This window comes from Polynucleobacter duraquae (assembly GCF_000973625.1).
Lineage (GTDB): Bacteria > Pseudomonadota > Gammaproteobacteria > Burkholderiales > Burkholderiaceae > Polynucleobacter > Polynucleobacter duraquae.
The window spans coordinates 1,570,702-1,586,229 of sequence record NZ_CP007501.1 but is presented as its reverse complement, the minus strand read 5'-3'; the positions used below and the strand labels follow the sequence as shown (position 1 = coordinate 1,586,229).

Genomic DNA, 15,528 nt, shown 5'->3' with positions numbered 1-15,528 from the left:
GGAATGGAAAGTCTATTTCTTTTAATTCCTATTTCACTGATCTTAATTGGTCTTTTGGCCTGGATTTTCTTTTGGTCTGTGAAAGCCGGTCAATTTGATGATCTAGAGGGTCCAGGGGAGGCTATTTTGATGGATGACGACACGCCTCAATCTAAAAGTATGAATGATGCTTATAAAAAATAACTCTATTTTTTTAAGTAGTTAGGTAATTTAAGCAAGTTAATCCAGTTGCAAAAAGTGTAAATGCACGCATCCTTTTTGATATAGATCAAAACGACCCATGAAGCTTACTTTGATAATAAGTTCAGTCTATTTGGATTATGTCGCTGTTAGGTCACAAAAAAGGAGAAACCATGGGACTTACCGTGGGGAGCAATCAAGATACCTTCAATTACAAGGTTGTCAGTCAATTTGCCATCGTTACAGTGCTTTGGGGAATTGTGGGTATGCTCGTGGGAGTGGTTCTTGCAGCACAGCTGATTTGGCCTGACATCACCTTTAATATTCCTTGGTTAAGTTATGGTCGCTTACGTCCCTTGCATACCAATGCGGTCATTTTTGCATTCGGTGGATCGGCCTTATTTGCGACATCCTATTACATCGTGCAGCGCACATGCCAGGCAAGACTTTTTTGTGACAAGCTAGCCGCTTTTACTTTCTGGGGTTGGCAGTTGGTGATTGTGTTGGCTGCAATTACTTTGCCTCTGGGTATATCAAGCTCCAAGGAATACGCAGAACTAGAGTGGCCCATTGATATCCTAATCACGGTGGTTTGGGTTGCCTATGCGGTCGTGTTTTTTGGCACCATCATGAAACGTAAAACAAAGCATATTTATGTTTCTAATTGGTTCTTTGGTGCGTATATCCTGACGATTGCCATTCTGCATATTTTTAACAATTTAGAAATGCCAGCAAGTATGTGGAAATCCTATTCCGCCTATGCTGGTGTGCAAGATGCGATGGTGCAGTGGTGGTATGGTCACAATGCAGTTGGCTTCTTCTTAACCACCAGTTTCTTAGGCATGATGTATTACTTCATTCCCAAGCAAGCAGAACGTCCAATTTATTCATATCGCTTGTCTATCGTCCACTTTTGGGCATTGAACTTCACCTACATGTGGGCGGGCCCTCATCATTTACAACACACGTCTTTACCTGACTGGACTCAGTCGCTTGGAACTGTGTTCTCAATTATCTTGTTAGCTCCATCATGGGGCGGCATGATCAACGGTATCATGACTTTGTCTGGTGCTTGGTTTAAATTGCGCACCGATCCTATCTTGAAATTCTTGGTAGTGGCATTGTCTTTCTACGGCATGTCTACATTCGAGGGTTCAATGATGTCTATCAAGACTGTAAATAGCCTGTCACATTACACCGACTGGACTATTGGCCACGTTCATTCAGGGGCCCTTGGGTGGGTTGCCATGATTACGATTGGCTCTCTGTACTACCTCATCCCTCGTTTAGTTGGGCAGAAAGATATGTACAGTACTCGCTTGATTGAGGTGCATTTTTGGATCGCTACGTTCGGCGTGGTGCTTTACATTGCTGCAATGTGGATTGCTGGAGTAATGCAGGGCTTGATGTGGAGAGCATTTGAACCAGACGGTACATTGACTTATAGCTTTGTTGAGTCTGTAAAAGCAACCTATCCTTTCTATGTGATTCGTTTATTAGGAGGCCTCTGTTACTTGAGCGGCATGTTCTTGATGGCATATAACGTTTACAAGACAGTGATTGGTAAAACATTTGTCAATGCCCCGATTCCGCAAACATCTGCAGCTGCTCACTAAGGGGAAGAAAAATGTCTAGCGAAAATAAATTCTTTTCCCATGGAACGCTTGAGAAAAATGTTGGCTGGTTAATTGTTGCCACCATTATTGTGGTGTCGATTGCTGGTTTAGTTCAAATCGTCCCTCTATTTTTTCAGCACACTACAACTGAACCGAGCCCCGGTGTAGTGCCATATACCGCATTGCGTTTAGCTGGCCGCGATATCTACCAGCGCGAAGGTTGCGTTGGCTGTCACTCGCAGCAGATTCGTACCTTGCGTTCTGAGGTTGAGCGTTACGGTCCATACTCTTTGGCTGGCGAGTCAGTATTTGATCGTCCTTTCCTCTGGGGTAGTAAGCGTACTGGCCCTGATTTAGCTCGGGTTGGTGCTCGTTACTCGGATGATTGGCATCGTATCCACTTGCGTAACCCGCGTGATGTAGTGCCTGAGTCCAATATGCCTGGCTACCCTTGGCTGCAGAAGAGCGCTGCCAACGCTTCCTCGATTCAGTCTCATATGATGGCAATGCGTCGTTTGGGAGTTCCTTACACTGATGAAATGATTGCTGAGGCACCTAAGGAGTTGGAAGGCAAGACTGAAGAGGATGCCTTGATTGCCTATCTGCAGGGTTTAGGTGTCAATCGTCGCTACATCATGGTTGATGAAGTTGTTGTGAAATAAATCAAATGGAACAGATCACAGCCTATCTCTCCGCTTTTTCGACCGTCATTGGACTCGCCTTTTTTGTAGGGATTGTTTGGTGGGCTTGGTCTCCAGGTAGAAAGTCTGCCAATGAAGAATCAGCCGAACTGCCATTTGATCTTCCGGATGAATTTAGTAAGGACAAATCATGAGTGACTTTTTTAATAGCGGTTGGAGCAATTACATCGCCTTAGTGTCATTAGTCGGTATTGTTTGGTGTATCTGGCTTCTGGCCTCACAACGTAAGGCCAAGGTAATCCATACAGCAGATGGTGCAGTAGCAGATACAGGTCATGTTTGGGATGGCGATTTGCGCGAACTCAATAATCCATTACCGCGCTGGTGGGCCTGGATGTTCTTGTTATCTTGCATCTTTGCTTTGGCCTACTTAGTTTTATTTCCGGGTTTGGGTTCATTTCCGGGGGTGGCTGGCTATACCACTGACGGCGCTCTGATGAGCTCAATGACAGAAGCTAATGATGAGTTAAAGCCCGTCTACGCTAAGTATGTGAAGATGGACATTGAGGAAGTTGCTGCAGATCCTAAGGCGCGTGAAATGGGTCAACGCTTGTTCTTAAACTCCTGTGCACAGTGCCATGGTTCAGATGCGGGTGGTGCAAAAGGCTTTCCAAATTTAACCGATGGCGACTGGCTCTATGGCGGATCTCCTGAAAATATTAAGACAACCCTCATTAATGGTCGCAATGGAGTGATGCCTGCATATGGACATCTCGAAACTGCTCAGATTGTAGATTTGGCTAACTATGTTCGTAGTTTGTCTGGCTTGCCTGCTGATGATGCAAAAGTCGCTCGTGGCGCAGAATTATTTAAATCGAATTGCGTGGCTTGTCATGGTGTAGACGGTAAAGGCAACATTGCCATGGGCGCACCCAATCTGACTGATAAGACTTGGCTATATGGTGGATCAGAGGCAACTGTTGTGGAGACTCTCACTAAAGGCAGGATAGCCATGATGCCGTCTCAAGATAAGGTATTGAGCCCTGAAAAGATTCATCTTTTGACGGCTTATGTTTGGGGTTTGTCTAACAACAAGACGGCTGCAGCCAAGTAATCAGTGTCAAATCATTCACCCATAGGGAAGCCTATTCCTATAGATGTCATTGAGGAATCTCTTTATGAGATCCGGCGAAAGATTTACCCACGATCTGTTAGCGGCTTATTTGCTCGTTGGCGCCTCATCTTGGTATTTGCAACGCAATTATTATTTTATGGCCTGCCTTGGATTAGTTGGAATGATCGTCAAGCGGTACTCTTTGATTTAATTCAGCGTAAGTTTTATATCTTCGGCCTCGTACTATGGCCGCAGGATGTAATCTATCTCACACTCCTATTAATTCTCTCTGCTTTAGCCCTCTTTTTATTTACCGCTATAGCGGGTCGATTATTTTGTGGCTACGCTTGCCCCCAAACGGTCTATACCGAAATTTTTATGTGGATCGAGCGTAAGGTTGAGGGCGATCGTTTTGCGCGGATTCGCTTAGATGGTGAGGAGTGGCCTTGGGGTATTCATAAATGGCGCCTCAAAATTACGAAGCATTTTCTGTGGCTCTTAATTGCTTTTTGGACCGGTTTTACTTTCATTGGCTATTTCACCCCAATTGAAACGCTCGGTGCTGCAATCTTGCATCTATCTTTAGGGCCGTGGCAAACCTTTTGGTTGTGTTTCTATAGCTTTGCAACCTGGGGCAATGCAGGTTTCATGCGCGAGCAAGTCTGTAAATATATGTGCCCTTATGCACGCTTCCAAAGTGTGATGGTTGATAAAGATACTTTCTTGGTTACCTACGATAAGGTCCGTGGCGAGCCACGCGGGAGTCGTAACAAGTCAGCCGATCATACAACTCTCGGTCTTGGCGATTGCGTAGATTGCAGTATTTGTGTGCAAGTTTGTCCAACCGGCATTGATATTCGTGATGGTCTGCAATATATGTGTATTGGATGTGGTGCCTGTATTGATGCTTGCGATCAAGTGATGGAAAAGGTCGACTATCCAAAAGGCTTGATTCGCTATACAACCGAGCGAGCCATTGAAGAAAAAGAAACTAATCAAAGTGCCATACGCCATATCTTACGTCCACGGGTTTTAATCTACATTGCCTTTATCACTGTTCTTACCAGTGCTTTCTTAATCTCATTAGTTACTCGTAACCCTTTAAGAGTGGATGTGATGCGTGATCGAGGCGCATTGGCTCGCGAAGTAGATGGCGTACGTATTGAAAATATTTATCGCATTCAGATCATGAATGCATCAGAAAATAATATGAATGTACAGCTCAAGGCGAGTGGCTTATCTGATTTAAGAATACTGAATTCTCAAGGAGAATTGGTGACGGAGATTGCAGTGGGTCCAGCTAGCAATCTATTGATTCCCGTAAAATTAAGTACTACTGTAGGTGCCCATGAGCCTGGTAATTACCCAATTCACTTTGATGTGATTGGTAAGGAGGTATCTGGTAGCGAGTTAATTATTAGGACTCGTGATGAAAAATCGAGTTTTATTATTCCCCGCTAAGCTATACAGCGAAAGATAGAGAGAGGATAAATATGTCAGAACATGAATCTAATAAGCCTTGGTTTAAACAGCTCTGGCCTTGGCTACTGATTAGTGGCCCAGCACTTGCTGCTATTGGTTGTGTGATTACTATTTATTTGGCAGTTAATCTTTATTCAGATAAGCCAGTGCGAGATGGCGTAGTGAAGCGTGGACTCAAAGTAGAGCAGCTTAAAGTAGAGCAGGATCGCAAATGAAGTACCGCTTATTCATCTGGATTATGTGGCCTTCATTCTTGGTCTCCATCTTGGCTGAAGGTCTACTCTTTAGTATTGTGCATCCTGCCGAGCTATTATTTTTTGGTCATCACCCTAATATCTCTGACGAAGGTATTTACACCATTGGATTTTTTGTTATCTGGATTTTTTGCTCATTTTCGAGCGCGCTTACAGCCTATATTCTTCCGGGGATTAATGCTGACGCTAAGAACTCAGATAAAAGCTTAATTTAGGCTTTAGCTAACACAGGGTTTGATCTGAACTGTGCGTTCAGGGTTTTGGATACCGGCCAATTGATATAGTCCGTCCACGTCAATCAGCTTAATATGACGCTGTTTAATTTGAATGAGTCCTGATTCAGCAAAGCGTGAGAGCATCCGACTCACAGTTTCAATCTGAATACCGAGATAGCTACCAATTTCTACTCGGCTCATACGCAAATCAAATTCATTATTGAGATATCCTCGTGCAGCTAGGCGCTGAGAAAGATTCAATAGGAAGCTTGCTAAACGCTCCTCTGCACGCAAACTACCGAGTGAGAGTAGGTGACGTTGATCTTGTGTGAGTTCACGACTCAGAATGCGGTGAAATTGCTTTTGCAACTCTGGAATTTGGCGTGCTAAGTCCTCAAATGCCTCGTAGCGAATAATGCAAACTTCGCTCTCTTCTAGAGCAATTGCCTCAGATTGATAGCTACCGTCTCCGATACCATCAAGCCCTAAGATCTCACCAGGTAAATGAAAGCCGATGACTTGTTGGCGTCCATCCTCTAAACCATACTCAGTCTTGAGGGTGCCAAAACGAATGCTGTAGACCGCAGAAAGTGGGTCACCGTGGCGGTAGAGGCTTTCACCTTTTTGTAAGTGAACCCGCTCTTTTACGAGAGTGTCAATCTTGGCAATGTCAGATGGGCTAATGCCCACGGGCAAGCAAAACTGGCCAAGTACACAGACTGAGCATTTGCCACTAGGGACATCTGAGTTGGTGTAATTCATATTAGATCAAGTTATCAGATCAGTTTATTCTACTCGGATAATGTGCCATTTTAATATTTCCCTGCAATGCTGACCGCCAGTCTCGTGTTGGCTGTCTTCTTGGGCGCTCTAGTCAGTGGGTGGCATTGCGCTTTGATGTGTGGCGGTATTGCTGCTGCAGTTGAGCGTCAAGGTAACTCTAGTGGAGTGACTTATGCTCCATTGCAAAGTAAGTCTGAGCTGTTTTATCTTCAGCTCATCATGCACGCTGGGCGTTTGATGACCTATGTTTTGCTCGGCGCCTTGGCTGCTTGGGCTGGTGCAGCTCTTTGGCAGCAAAATATAGTGCCTATTCAGCGCCCTTTGTTTGCCATGACATCACTCCTTTTATTGCTAATGAGTTTACGTCTTTTGCGCCCCAGATCTAATGCTTCTCCATTGCTTGGGAAGTGGCTAGGGGCACGCATGGCTACTTATTGGGCTCAATATTTAGGAAGTTTCACAGGCCCTTCATCCCGCTGGTTTAGTGGAATGGTATGGGGTCTTGTTCCTTGTGGTTTGGTCTACAGTGTTTTACCGCTCGCCTTTTTATCGGGGGATGTCTTAACAGGTGCAGCGCTAATGCTGGCGTTTGGTTTAGGCACCTTACCTAATCTATTACTGATTTCAAAGTTTTCAGCAGCTTTGGCGCAACTGAGTCAATATGCTGTCGTGAGATACATTGCTTCAGGCCTTTTGTTATCAGCTGCACTATTTGGTCTTTATCGCGCTTGGTATTTGCCAGAAGCTTTGCTTAAAGGCGGTTTCTGTATCAGCTAATGAGATTAACTGATTGCCCGAGCAATGCCTTGCTGCAGATCTGGGTGAATGCAATCGATAGGCAGGCGCTCCAATAGACCTCCTCTTGAGGCCATCTCGTAGGGTTGATGAGCTAGTCCACAAATCATGAGCTTAATATTCCGATTTTTGCAAACCGCTTCGAGTTCAAGTACAGCATCCATTCCGGAGACGTCGATGTAGATCACATTCTTAAGATCAAGTATCAATACTTTTGAGGGTAGTTCATTTTCAATATTTTCCAGAATTTTGACTGCACCGAAAAAGATGGCACCATAAATTCTGAAAGCAGAAATAGTCCCCTGATACTGCTTGAGCTCTGGAAAATCAATCAGATTGACTGGCTCATAGCGTGACAAACTTGAGATACGGTAGATGAAAGTAATAAATGCCAGCAATAAGCCCACTTGTATTGCGACAGTGAGGTCTAACACGATCGTCAGAAAAAATACACTCAACATAGTTAAGCGATAAGGTAGGCGAAATTGCTTGAGGTCTGCAAACTTTTTCCATTCACCCATATTCCAAGCAACAAACATCAGGATCGCAGCTAGGCTAGCTAGAGGAATATTTTTCGCTAGCGGAGCTCCAAATAGAATAATCACCAGCAAGGTTGCCGAGTGAACGACCCCGGCAATTGGGGTGCTTCCTCCGCTTTGTATATTGGTCACCGTTCTAGCAATGGTTCCTGTGGCTGGCATGCCACCAAAGAACGGGGTAACTACATTGGCAACACCCTGAGCCATCAGCTCTTGATTGGACTCATGACGATCATGAATCAGTCCATCAGCAATTCGGGCGCATAGTAGTGACTCAATCGCCCCAAGTAGGGCGAGAGTAATGGCAGGTGCAATGACAAATTGAGCGGTACTCCAGCTAATGGGGATCCATTCAAAGCTGGGTAGACCTGAAGGGATGCCGCCAAAACGACTGCCGATGGTATCTACTGGAAGATTAAATGCACTCGTCACGATCGTGGCCATAGCCATGGCGATGACTGTTCCCGGAAGGTAGCTAAGATAACCAAGCTGTTTTTGAAAGATCCGCCAAGTAATTAGCAGGGTGAGCGTTCCGATCGATAAAATGAGGGCGATAGGGTTAACAGTGTCGGCAGCAGCATATAGAGTTTGAACTGCTTGAAAAAACTCAGCAGGCATTTTGGTAATTTGAAGACCAAAAAATTCTTTTACTTGAGACATTCCAATCAGCACGGCGATACCGTTGGTAAAACCAATAATGACTGCTATTGGTATAAAACGAATTAATGTCCCCAGCCGAAAGAGCCCCATTAGAAATAAAAATACTCCAGACATGACAGTTGCTAGAAGTAAATTAGCAAGGCCATAGTTCTCAACAATGCCGTAAACGATGACGATGAATGCACCAGCTGGCCCACCAATTTGCACACGACTGCCGCCCAAGATAGAAATTAAGCCACCAGCAATGATGGCGGTAAAAATACCTGCTTCTGGTTTAAGTCCACTAGCAATCGCAAATGCCATAGCTAAAGGTAGTGCGACTACCCCAACCGTAATGCCTGCCAATATATCTTTACTGAAAAGAGTGCCGTTATAGCTCTTAAGAGAGTCGAGTAGTTTGGGGTGGAAAAAATGCATGTGCGAAAAACTGTTAAGCGATCCGATTGCCAACCCAGTAGGCGATGGTCGCGGATAGTGCGGTAACAGCAGATCCCCAGACAATGTCTACAAATGCCAAGCGCATGGGAAAGTCGCGAATCACTGCAAGATTGGTTAGGTCGTAAGTCATATAACAAAAGAACCCAAACAGGGCACCATACTGCGCTGCGTAAATCCAGGACTGTTTTGAAATTGCTGGGAAAATGACGAAGATAGATGCCCCAAGCGCATATAAGAGATAAAAAGCTAGCCCTGCCCACAATTTTGGCTCACTAGCCATGAGTGAACCCATTTCATCGCGATAGAGATTCCTGGCAATACCCAGAAGCCAAATTAAATCAATGATGATTAGTGTGATGAGAAACGAAAAATACACTGCAAAGTACTTGAGCAATTTAGTGTCCTTTTTCTAGTTTTCTAGTTGAATAATAAAGATTATGATGGAATGTAAGGTATTAGGGTTAATTTAACAGGAGTCAATATGTTCAAACATTTATTAGTACCAGTTGATGGTTCAGACGTGAGCAAAAAGTCTTTAAAAAAGGTAGCTGAGCTTGCAAAGGCTGATAAAGCAGTTGTGACATTAGTTTATGTTTCGGATCCTATGCCCCCGATGGTGTATTCCGATAGTTCTATGGGCTATGGAATTTCTCAAAAGGACCACAAGAAGGTCTGCGAAGCTTATGCAACTGATGTCTTGAAAAAGGCTGCTCTTGTATTGGGTGCTAGCGTAAAAGCAAATACGCTTCATATTCCTAATAGCAATTTATCAGAGGGTATTTTAGATGGTGCTAAGAAATCGAAAGCTGATGTGATTGTGATGGCCTCGCATAAGCGTACTGGTATTAAGAGCATCTTATTGGGTAGTGAAACACACGAGGTGATCGTGCATTCTAAGATACCGGTATTAGTATTGGGTTAATGCTTAGCGCATCAAAAATAAAGGGGTCCAATGAGACCCCTTTTCAATTGCTAATTAATTAGCGGCGTACCCAGCAAGAGAATTTCTCGAGTAAGTAATCCACTATCACTATCACGCATATTCCATAAATCTAGCTGAGTTTTTACTGCATAGGGATCAACATAGACCCCATCTTTTCTTAATTCAAAATGGAGGTGAGGACCGGTGGAGCGTCCAGTAGATCCGACATAGCCAATCTCTAGGCCACGCCGAACTTCATTACCCACTTCTAGTTCGGTGTTGTAGCCGCTCAAGTGGGCATAGTAGGTGCGATAGTTTCCAGGATGCTCAAGAATGATCAGGTTACCAAAGGCGCCGCTATAGCCCAAATGTACTACCTTGCCTGTAGCTACGCTAAAGATGGGCGTCCCAGTGGGTGCCGAATAATCAATTCCCATGTGGGTGCGATATCTCTGCTTGGGAGCAGCGACAACAGCGCTACCGTTCTTTGGTGGCGCAGCTCTTTTGCTTGATGCTCTTACACTGCCAACTCCGCGCGAGATGCGTCGATAGCTCAGGGGATTCGTCCAGAAAGTACGCTCAATCGATTCTCCGCTAGAGGTATAAAAGCCTCCAGGGATATCATTTCTTTCAACCCAAAAAGCGCTGGCAAATACTTCACTAGAGGACGGCTCAATGATTTCTACCGCCCAAATTTGAGCCCAACGTTCCTTGTCGCCAAAATCCACAATTAGACGAACAATACTATTGGTATTTTCAAGTGAATTATTTTCCTCGGGATAAATTTGCTTAATGATGGAGTTCAGTTCCCAAACTAATTCAACGGGTAATTTATCGCCCACTTTTTTGGGATCATATAAAACAGCACTCAGAGGTAATTGGATTTCCGTAAAGCGCTTGGATTCATCTCTAAGGTAGTCCTGCTGAATTAAGAAGTTACCCGCTACTGATGGCGTAAAAGTCCAAATCTCAGTCTTGGCATCCTGTATCGGGCCATTCATGACACTCAAGGATTCGAAGCGGTTGCGGCTACCTAGAGCTAATGCATAAGGGATGCAATCACCCCGCATTCGATCAAAGAACCCTTTAGTTTGAGATTTGAAGAAATCATTGAATTCTCGGTTTTCTAAACCTAGATTAGCTGGAAGATTCTCCTCGTTAAAGCTACGACGTAGACAGCCACGCTGGACGCGATAGTCTAGATTTGCACCACTTTCATTGCTCTGCGTGCTCTCAATCCGTTTAAATAACTCAGGATTTAAGTCCATGCTTTTGGTGGAGCGATTGAGTGAATTTTCTTTCAGCTGAATACCAGCCTGCTTATTGCTAGGACTCACCGCTTTCTGTTTTATCTGAGGGGTTTTGCTGGCCTTGGTAGTTTGACTGGCTTGCTGTGCTTGTGCGCTTGAGGCAAGCACTACTAGACAGAGTCCGGCAACCTTGAAGACTTTTCTCAATAAGTAAGGTAAATGGCCGGCTATTTTTTTCACGACTCGATTATCCAATATTGTTACCAAGCCCACTATTTTTTATGTTGTAGTGCAGCAATTTTCTATTGAAGTTGGTCAAGGAAAGTGGCAAAAGTTGTAGATACAATAAATTTTTAGTTAAAGGAATTTTCATGCCGATTATTGAGTCTGTGTCAGTTGCTGCTGTAGCGGTGCCTCTAGATAAGGTCACCTCCTTTTCCACTCGAACGGTTTCAGAGCGGCACTATTGCCTGGTTAAAGTTCGAGGTAAGGATGGCAATGAGGGTATTGGATTTTGCTATGTCGGCAGTGCGGGTGGAGATATTGCCAAGATTGCCGTTGAGCAATTGCTAGCCCCAAAACTGATTGGTCAAAATAGTCATCGCAGCGAAGGTCTGTGGATGGATATGTACAACGAGTCTATTTTGCAAGGGCGCGCCGGTGCAGTGATGCGCGGTATCTCAATCCTCGATACTGCCCTTTGGGACTTAAATGCCCGTGCTGCTAAATTGCCTCTCCACCAATACTTAGGATCAGTCGTAGATGATCGCGTTCCAGCTTATGCCAGCGGTGGCTACTACCTTGATGGTAAAACACCCGCCATGTTGGGTAAGGAAATGGAGTCCTACGTAAAGCAGGGCTTTAAGGCCGTCAAAATGAAAGTGGGGCGACTATCCCCAAGAGAAGAAGAGGCGAGGGTTAAGGCTGCTCGTAAGGCTGTAGGTGACGATGTTTTGCTGACCCTAGATGCTAACAATGCCTGGCGCGATCTGCCGACTGCCCTTGAGTATGTTCGTCGCTTTGAGGCTTACAACCCCTATTGGATCGAAGAGCCATTTTCTCCGGATGCTATCGATCTGCATGCGGCCCTAGCTCGTCAGACCAAGATCAACGTTGCTACAGGTGAGATGGAGGCTGGACGCTGGCGTTTTAGGGAGTTAATTGAAGCTGGTGGTGTCGCTATTTTGCAGTCTGATGCAGCAGTCTGTGGCGGTATCACGGAGTGGCGTCGTATATCTGCTTATGCGGATTTAAAGGGTGTGATTGTTTGCCCACATTGGATGCATGATCTGCATGCCCCCTTAGTGGCAGCAACGCCAAATGCGCGTTTTGTGGAATTCTTCTTGGATGATCAGGTCTTAAACTTCCGTCGATTAATTAATAAGCAGCTCACCTTCAAGAATGGCGATTTAATCTTGCATAAGACACCAGGCTTAGGATTTGAGTTTGATGAAACTGCAATCAAAAAATATGCTGGTAAGACCGCTTGGACGAAGATTGTTTAATGTATTTACATTCTCGGTAATAAAAAATCCCGCTTACGAGGCGGGATTTTTTGTGATCTGAAACTACACAAATATGTTTAGGTAGATTTGGGATTGAGTTTGTAGTGAGTAATGAGTTGGGTAATGAGTACCAAAGCAAACCCAATAAAACCAATGAGATCGGCCTCGGTGGAGGGGTAGGCTAAAGCCACTCCGGAGATCACCATGATGACGCGCTCAAATACTTTGGTTTTTTCAATAAACCAACCCTGCAAGCCGCCGGCCAAACAAATGATGCCAACTACAGCTGTAAATGAAATCCATGCAATTTGCGTCCAGTCGGCCTGCTCTAAAGCGCTGGTAGATCCCATCAGGAGTAAGCTCACACCTGATTTATCGAGGACAAACATAAATGGCACCAAAATGGCTGGGGCAACGTACTTCCAGGTTTGTAAAGTAGTTCTATAAGGATTGCCTTTACAAATTGCGGCTGCAGCAAATGGAGATAAAGCGGTTGGGGGCGACACCTCTGAAAGTACAGCGTAATAGAAGATGAACATGTGCGCGGCAAATGCAGGCACACCTAAGTTAATCAGTGCCGGCGCAGCGATCACAGCGCAAATAATATAAGAGGCAGTTACTGGTACCGCGAGGCCGACGATCCAAACAATTAATGCTGTAAAGATGGCCGTTAGCAGCAATGAGCCTCCCGCATATTGAATCACGATGGAGCTAAATTTGAGACCAAGGCCAGTGAGGGTAACAGTGCCAACGATGAGACCTGCACCCGCGCACGTTGCTGCAATCGCTAATACGCCCGTAGAACCAGAAGAGAGTGCCTTCGATAAACTAGATTTATAAAGACCGGAGAGTATGGGTTGTTTACCTTTAAACCAGGCCCATGGAATGATTGCGGTATCTTCACGCAACATACTAGACAGTGCAGACACAACGGTAGCCCAAAAGACTGACATCACTGGCGAGAAACCAAACATCATAAACACTACGATAGAAATCAAAGAGAAAAAATGAAACCAATATTTTTTAGTTAAACTCCAAGCGCTTTCTGCGGATGGAAAGTGAATATTTTTCATGCCGTACTTACGCACATCGATTTCAACCATGACAAACAAGCCAAGGTAGAACAGAATCGTGGGGATAGTTGCCATGAGCAACACATCTAAGTAGGAGATTTTGAGGAAGTCGGCAATCAGAAAGGCGGCCGCTCCTAATACTGGTGGTGAGATGATCGCGCCAAGTCCACCTGCGGCCAAAAGACCACCCGCAGCATTTTTTTCGTAACCGACTTTTTCAAGCATAGGCGCAGCTACAGAGCCGACCGTAACGGTAGTCGCCACACCGGATCCTGATGGGCCACCCATCAGGAAGGAGGACAAGACAATGGTTCTGCCTACACCAGATGATTTGCCACCCATTGCGGCAAAAGAGAAGTCAATGAAGAATTTTCCTGCGCCAGTAAATTGTAAAAAGGCACCAAAGATAGTGAAAAGAATAATCAGGGTTGCGGAAACGTCGACTGCAGTGCCATAGATACCTTCTAGACTCATGAACATATAACCGACAAGCCGATCTAAGTCATAGCCTTTGTGAGTCCATGGGGCGGGCAGGTAGTTGCCAAAGAAGGCATACAGCAAGAAAAGTACTGTAACGGTGACGAGCACCATGCCATTGGTTCTTCTCACGCCCTCTAGGATAAGTAGGATCAGAGCAATACCAACCATGACGTCAGTAGAATTTGGAGCAGTATTTCTGTCCATGAGTTCATCGCCGCCGGCCAGAATGTAATAGGCGATGGCAACTGAGCCTATGGCAAATAAAACATCCCAAAACATCAACTTATTTTTAAAGCGAGCGGCAATAGGAAAGCTTAAGAACACTAAAAACAAGACTAGGGCAACGTGGACAACTCTGAGCTGATGTGTTGGAACGATCGAGTAGGCAGCATATAAATGAAACAAAGACATACCTATTGCCACCAGCGTAATGAATATGGCCAGCAGACCTTTGTAGTCATTAGAATCACCCTCTTCTTGCTTAATGAAGGCATCTAATTTTTCTTGGGTTTCGTTATCAATTACATTTTGATTCATGTCTTAATCAGTCTATTTTGATATTTATGTACATCATTAAAGCAGAAGGGGTGAGATTAACTCACCCCGATATGGCTTAGTTTACTTTGATACCTTTTTCTTTAAAGTACTTTAAAGCGCCTGGATGATAAGTAATCGGCGAGGCATTTGCTTTTTGGTTCTCTAGCTTGATATTTCTGTACTCAGCATGTGAGCGGACCAGTTCAAGCTGATTATCAAAAATTGCTTTAACAATTTTGTATGCCTCTGCTTCAGACATAGAAGCATTCACAACTAAAAGATTGGCAACTGCTGCAACATTGTTATCTTTTTCCATCCCGCTATAAGTCTGCTTTGTGATTACGGATGGGAAGTACAAATTGCCATATTTTTTATTCATAGCGGGAACTTCAGCAGAAGTGTCTACCATGACAATTTTCATGCTAGGACTGTTTGCCAAATCAGTAACGGCTGCAGTTGGTAATCCGCCTACCCAAAAGAAGGCATCAATCTTGCGGTCTTTTACTGCATTGACAGACTCGGCAACGCTCAAGCGCTCACGCTTGACGTCTTTGTCTTTATCCAGCCCTGCAGCCTCTAACAGGCGAAAAGCCATCACTTCAGTAGCGCTTCCTGGTGAGCCTGTGCTAACGCGCTTACCTTTGAGATCTTTCATGGTCTTAATGCCAGTAGATTCGACGGTAGCAACGTGCATGAGGTTTGGATAGAGTATGAGTAAGTTGCGTAAATCGATTGGCTTGTCCTTGAATTTATCCTCACCATCTTTAGCATCTTTAGCAGCATCAGCCATTGAGAAACCAACATAAGGTTTACCGGTACCAACGAGTTTTAAGTTATCAACCGAGCCACCTGTCACTTCAGCAGTGGCTGACATTCCTGGTACGTGCTTGGATAAGACTGAGGCTAAGCCTCCACCCATTGGATAGTAAACGCCACCAGTGCCGCCGGTTGCGATGGAAATATTTTGTGCTTGTGCAGCACCGAACAACATAGTGATAGATACGGCAATTACTTTGATTAGCTTCATTTTTGTCTCCTGTTTTG

The 15,528-nt window shown here is 44.7% G+C and carries 17 protein-coding genes; 11 read left to right on the top strand and 6 right to left on the bottom strand.

From position 1 onward, the window contains the following. Positions 1 to 3: 3 nt before the first annotated feature. The 8 genes from ccoS to CL55_RS08180 all read left to right on the top strand — a co-directional run bounded on the left by ccoS (position 4) and on the right by CL55_RS08180 (position 5,502). Complete coding sequence (gene ccoS / locus CL55_RS08215; protein WP_046330651.1) at positions 4 to 183, top strand: cbb3-type cytochrome oxidase assembly protein CcoS; 180 nt, start codon at positions 4 to 6, stop codon at positions 181 to 183. Positions 184 to 353: 170 nt separating this feature from the next. After that, positions 354 to 1,796 carry a cytochrome-c oxidase, cbb3-type subunit I gene (ccoN, locus tag CL55_RS08210; RefSeq protein ID WP_046330650.1) on the top strand — a complete coding sequence of 481 codons (1,443 nt, stop codon included), beginning with the start codon at positions 354 to 356 and terminating at the stop codon, positions 1,794 to 1,796. An 11-nt stretch (positions 1,797 to 1,807) separates the two neighbouring features. Next, entirely contained in the window at positions 1,808 to 2,458 is a 651-nt protein-coding gene (gene ccoO, locus CL55_RS08205) for a cytochrome-c oxidase, cbb3-type subunit II (protein ID WP_046330649.1), read from the top strand. 5 nt (positions 2,459 to 2,463) lie between these two features. Beyond that, complete coding sequence (locus CL55_RS08200; RefSeq protein WP_046330648.1) at positions 2,464 to 2,631, top strand: CcoQ/FixQ family Cbb3-type cytochrome c oxidase assembly chaperone; 168 nt, start codon at positions 2,464 to 2,466, stop codon at positions 2,629 to 2,631. Then, positions 2,628 to 3,551, top strand: a complete 924-nt coding sequence (gene ccoP, locus CL55_RS08195) for a cytochrome-c oxidase, cbb3-type subunit III (RefSeq protein ID WP_046330647.1) — start codon at positions 2,628 to 2,630, stop codon at positions 3,549 to 3,551. The genes CL55_RS08200 and ccoP overlap by 4 nt, the downstream gene beginning before the upstream one ends. A 3-nt stretch (positions 3,552 to 3,554) precedes the next feature. Next, the gene (ccoG, locus tag CL55_RS08190; RefSeq protein ID WP_046330646.1) at positions 3,555 to 5,012 is read left to right on the top strand and encodes a cytochrome c oxidase accessory protein CcoG; all 1,458 of its coding nucleotides are present in this window, start codon (positions 3,555 to 3,557) and stop codon (positions 5,010 to 5,012) included. 32 nt (positions 5,013 to 5,044) lie between these two features. Beyond that, on the top strand, positions 5,045 to 5,248 hold the full coding sequence (locus CL55_RS08185) for a FixH family protein (RefSeq protein ID WP_046330645.1): 204 nt from the start codon (positions 5,045 to 5,047) through the stop codon (positions 5,246 to 5,248). Then, entirely contained in the window at positions 5,245 to 5,502 is a 258-nt protein-coding gene (locus CL55_RS08180; RefSeq protein WP_046330644.1) for a hypothetical protein, read from the top strand. The genes CL55_RS08185 and CL55_RS08180 overlap by 4 nt, the downstream gene beginning before the upstream one ends. Before the next feature lie 3 nt (positions 5,503 to 5,505). Here the strand turns inward: CL55_RS08180 and CL55_RS08175 are convergent, their stop codons facing one another. Continuing rightward, the gene (locus CL55_RS08175; protein WP_046330643.1) at positions 5,506 to 6,264 is read right to left on the bottom strand and encodes a helix-turn-helix domain-containing protein; all 759 of its coding nucleotides are present in this window, start codon (positions 6,262 to 6,264) and stop codon (positions 5,506 to 5,508) included. A gap of 66 nt (positions 6,265 to 6,330) precedes the next feature. Here CL55_RS08175 and CL55_RS08170 point away from each other — a divergent pair, with 66 nt between their 5' ends. After that, a complete protein-coding gene (locus tag CL55_RS08170) occupies positions 6,331 to 7,062 on the top strand; it encodes a sulfite exporter TauE/SafE family protein (RefSeq protein ID WP_052728809.1) in 732 nt (243 codons plus the stop codon). 5 nt (positions 7,063 to 7,067) lie between these two features. Here the strand turns inward: CL55_RS08170 and CL55_RS08165 are convergent, their stop codons facing one another. Continuing rightward, the gene (locus CL55_RS08165; protein WP_046330642.1) at positions 7,068 to 8,696 is read right to left on the bottom strand and encodes a SulP family inorganic anion transporter; all 1,629 of its coding nucleotides are present in this window, start codon (positions 8,694 to 8,696) and stop codon (positions 7,068 to 7,070) included. A gap of 13 nt (positions 8,697 to 8,709) precedes the next feature. Then, positions 8,710 to 9,111, bottom strand: a complete 402-nt coding sequence (locus CL55_RS08160; RefSeq protein ID WP_046330641.1) for a DUF2177 family protein — start codon at positions 9,109 to 9,111, stop codon at positions 8,710 to 8,712. A gap of 87 nt (positions 9,112 to 9,198) precedes the next feature. Here CL55_RS08160 and CL55_RS08155 point away from each other — a divergent pair, with 87 nt between their 5' ends. Continuing rightward, positions 9,199 to 9,639, top strand: coding sequence for a universal stress protein (locus CL55_RS08155; protein WP_046330640.1), 441 nt, complete (start codon positions 9,199 to 9,201; stop codon positions 9,637 to 9,639). A gap of 50 nt (positions 9,640 to 9,689) precedes the next feature. On the opposite strand, the gene CL55_RS08150 is transcribed toward CL55_RS08155, so the two are convergent. After that, positions 9,690 to 11,129 carry a M23 family metallopeptidase gene (locus CL55_RS08150; RefSeq protein WP_046330639.1) on the bottom strand — a complete coding sequence of 480 codons (1,440 nt, stop codon included), beginning with the start codon at positions 11,127 to 11,129 and terminating at the stop codon, positions 9,690 to 9,692. Between the two features lie 131 nt (positions 11,130 to 11,260). Between CL55_RS08150 and CL55_RS08145 the strand changes: the two genes are divergently transcribed. Next, positions 11,261 to 12,394 (top strand): mandelate racemase/muconate lactonizing enzyme family protein, encoded by a 1,134-nt coding sequence (locus CL55_RS08145; protein WP_046330638.1) that lies wholly within the window; start codon positions 11,261 to 11,263, stop codon positions 12,392 to 12,394. Positions 12,395 to 12,471: 77 nt separating this feature from the next. On the opposite strand, the gene CL55_RS08140 is transcribed toward CL55_RS08145, so the two are convergent. Both CL55_RS08140 and CL55_RS08135 read right to left on the bottom strand, forming a co-directional pair. Then, the gene (locus CL55_RS08140) at positions 12,472 to 14,484 is read right to left on the bottom strand and encodes a TRAP transporter permease (RefSeq protein WP_046330637.1); all 2,013 of its coding nucleotides are present in this window, start codon (positions 14,482 to 14,484) and stop codon (positions 12,472 to 12,474) included. Positions 14,485 to 14,560: 76 nt separating this feature from the next. Beyond that, positions 14,561 to 15,511 carry a TAXI family TRAP transporter solute-binding subunit gene (locus CL55_RS08135; RefSeq protein WP_046330636.1) on the bottom strand — a complete coding sequence of 317 codons (951 nt, stop codon included), beginning with the start codon at positions 15,509 to 15,511 and terminating at the stop codon, positions 14,561 to 14,563. Positions 15,512 to 15,528 lie beyond the last annotated feature (17 nt).

Bases quoted from the DNA above. Each gene is read 5' to 3' on its own strand.
- ccoS (WP_046330651.1), top strand. From the start codon at position 4: ATGGAAAGTCTATTTCTTTTAATTCCTATTTCACTGATCTTAATTGGT.
- ccoN (WP_046330650.1), top strand. From the start codon at position 354: ATGGGACTTACCGTGGGGAGCAATCAAGATACCTTCAATTACAAGGTT.
- ccoO (WP_046330649.1), top strand. From the start codon at position 1,808: ATGTCTAGCGAAAATAAATTCTTTTCCCATGGAACGCTTGAGAAAAAT.
- CL55_RS08200 (WP_046330648.1), top strand. From the start codon at position 2,464: ATGGAACAGATCACAGCCTATCTCTCCGCTTTTTCGACCGTCATTGGA.
- ccoP (WP_046330647.1), top strand. From the start codon at position 2,628: ATGAGTGACTTTTTTAATAGCGGTTGGAGCAATTACATCGCCTTAGTG.
- CL55_RS08185 (WP_046330645.1), top strand. From the start codon at position 5,045: ATGTCAGAACATGAATCTAATAAGCCTTGGTTTAAACAGCTCTGGCCT.
- CL55_RS08180 (WP_046330644.1), top strand. From the start codon at position 5,245: ATGAAGTACCGCTTATTCATCTGGATTATGTGGCCTTCATTCTTGGTC.
- CL55_RS08175 (WP_046330643.1), bottom strand. From the start codon at position 6,264: ATGAATTACACCAACTCAGATGTCCCTAGTGGCAAATGCTCAGTCTGT.
- CL55_RS08170 (WP_052728809.1), top strand. From the start codon at position 6,331: ATGCTGACCGCCAGTCTCGTGTTGGCTGTCTTCTTGGGCGCTCTAGTC.
- CL55_RS08165 (WP_046330642.1), bottom strand. From the start codon at position 8,696: ATGCATTTTTTCCACCCCAAACTACTCGACTCTCTTAAGAGCTATAAC.
- CL55_RS08155 (WP_046330640.1), top strand. From the start codon at position 9,199: ATGTTCAAACATTTATTAGTACCAGTTGATGGTTCAGACGTGAGCAAA.
- CL55_RS08145 (WP_046330638.1), top strand. From the start codon at position 11,261: ATGCCGATTATTGAGTCTGTGTCAGTTGCTGCTGTAGCGGTGCCTCTA.
- CL55_RS08140 (WP_046330637.1), bottom strand. From the start codon at position 14,484: ATGAATCAAAATGTAATTGATAACGAAACCCAAGAAAAATTAGATGCC.
- CL55_RS08135 (WP_046330636.1), bottom strand. From the start codon at position 15,511: ATGAAGCTAATCAAAGTAATTGCCGTATCTATCACTATGTTGTTCGGT.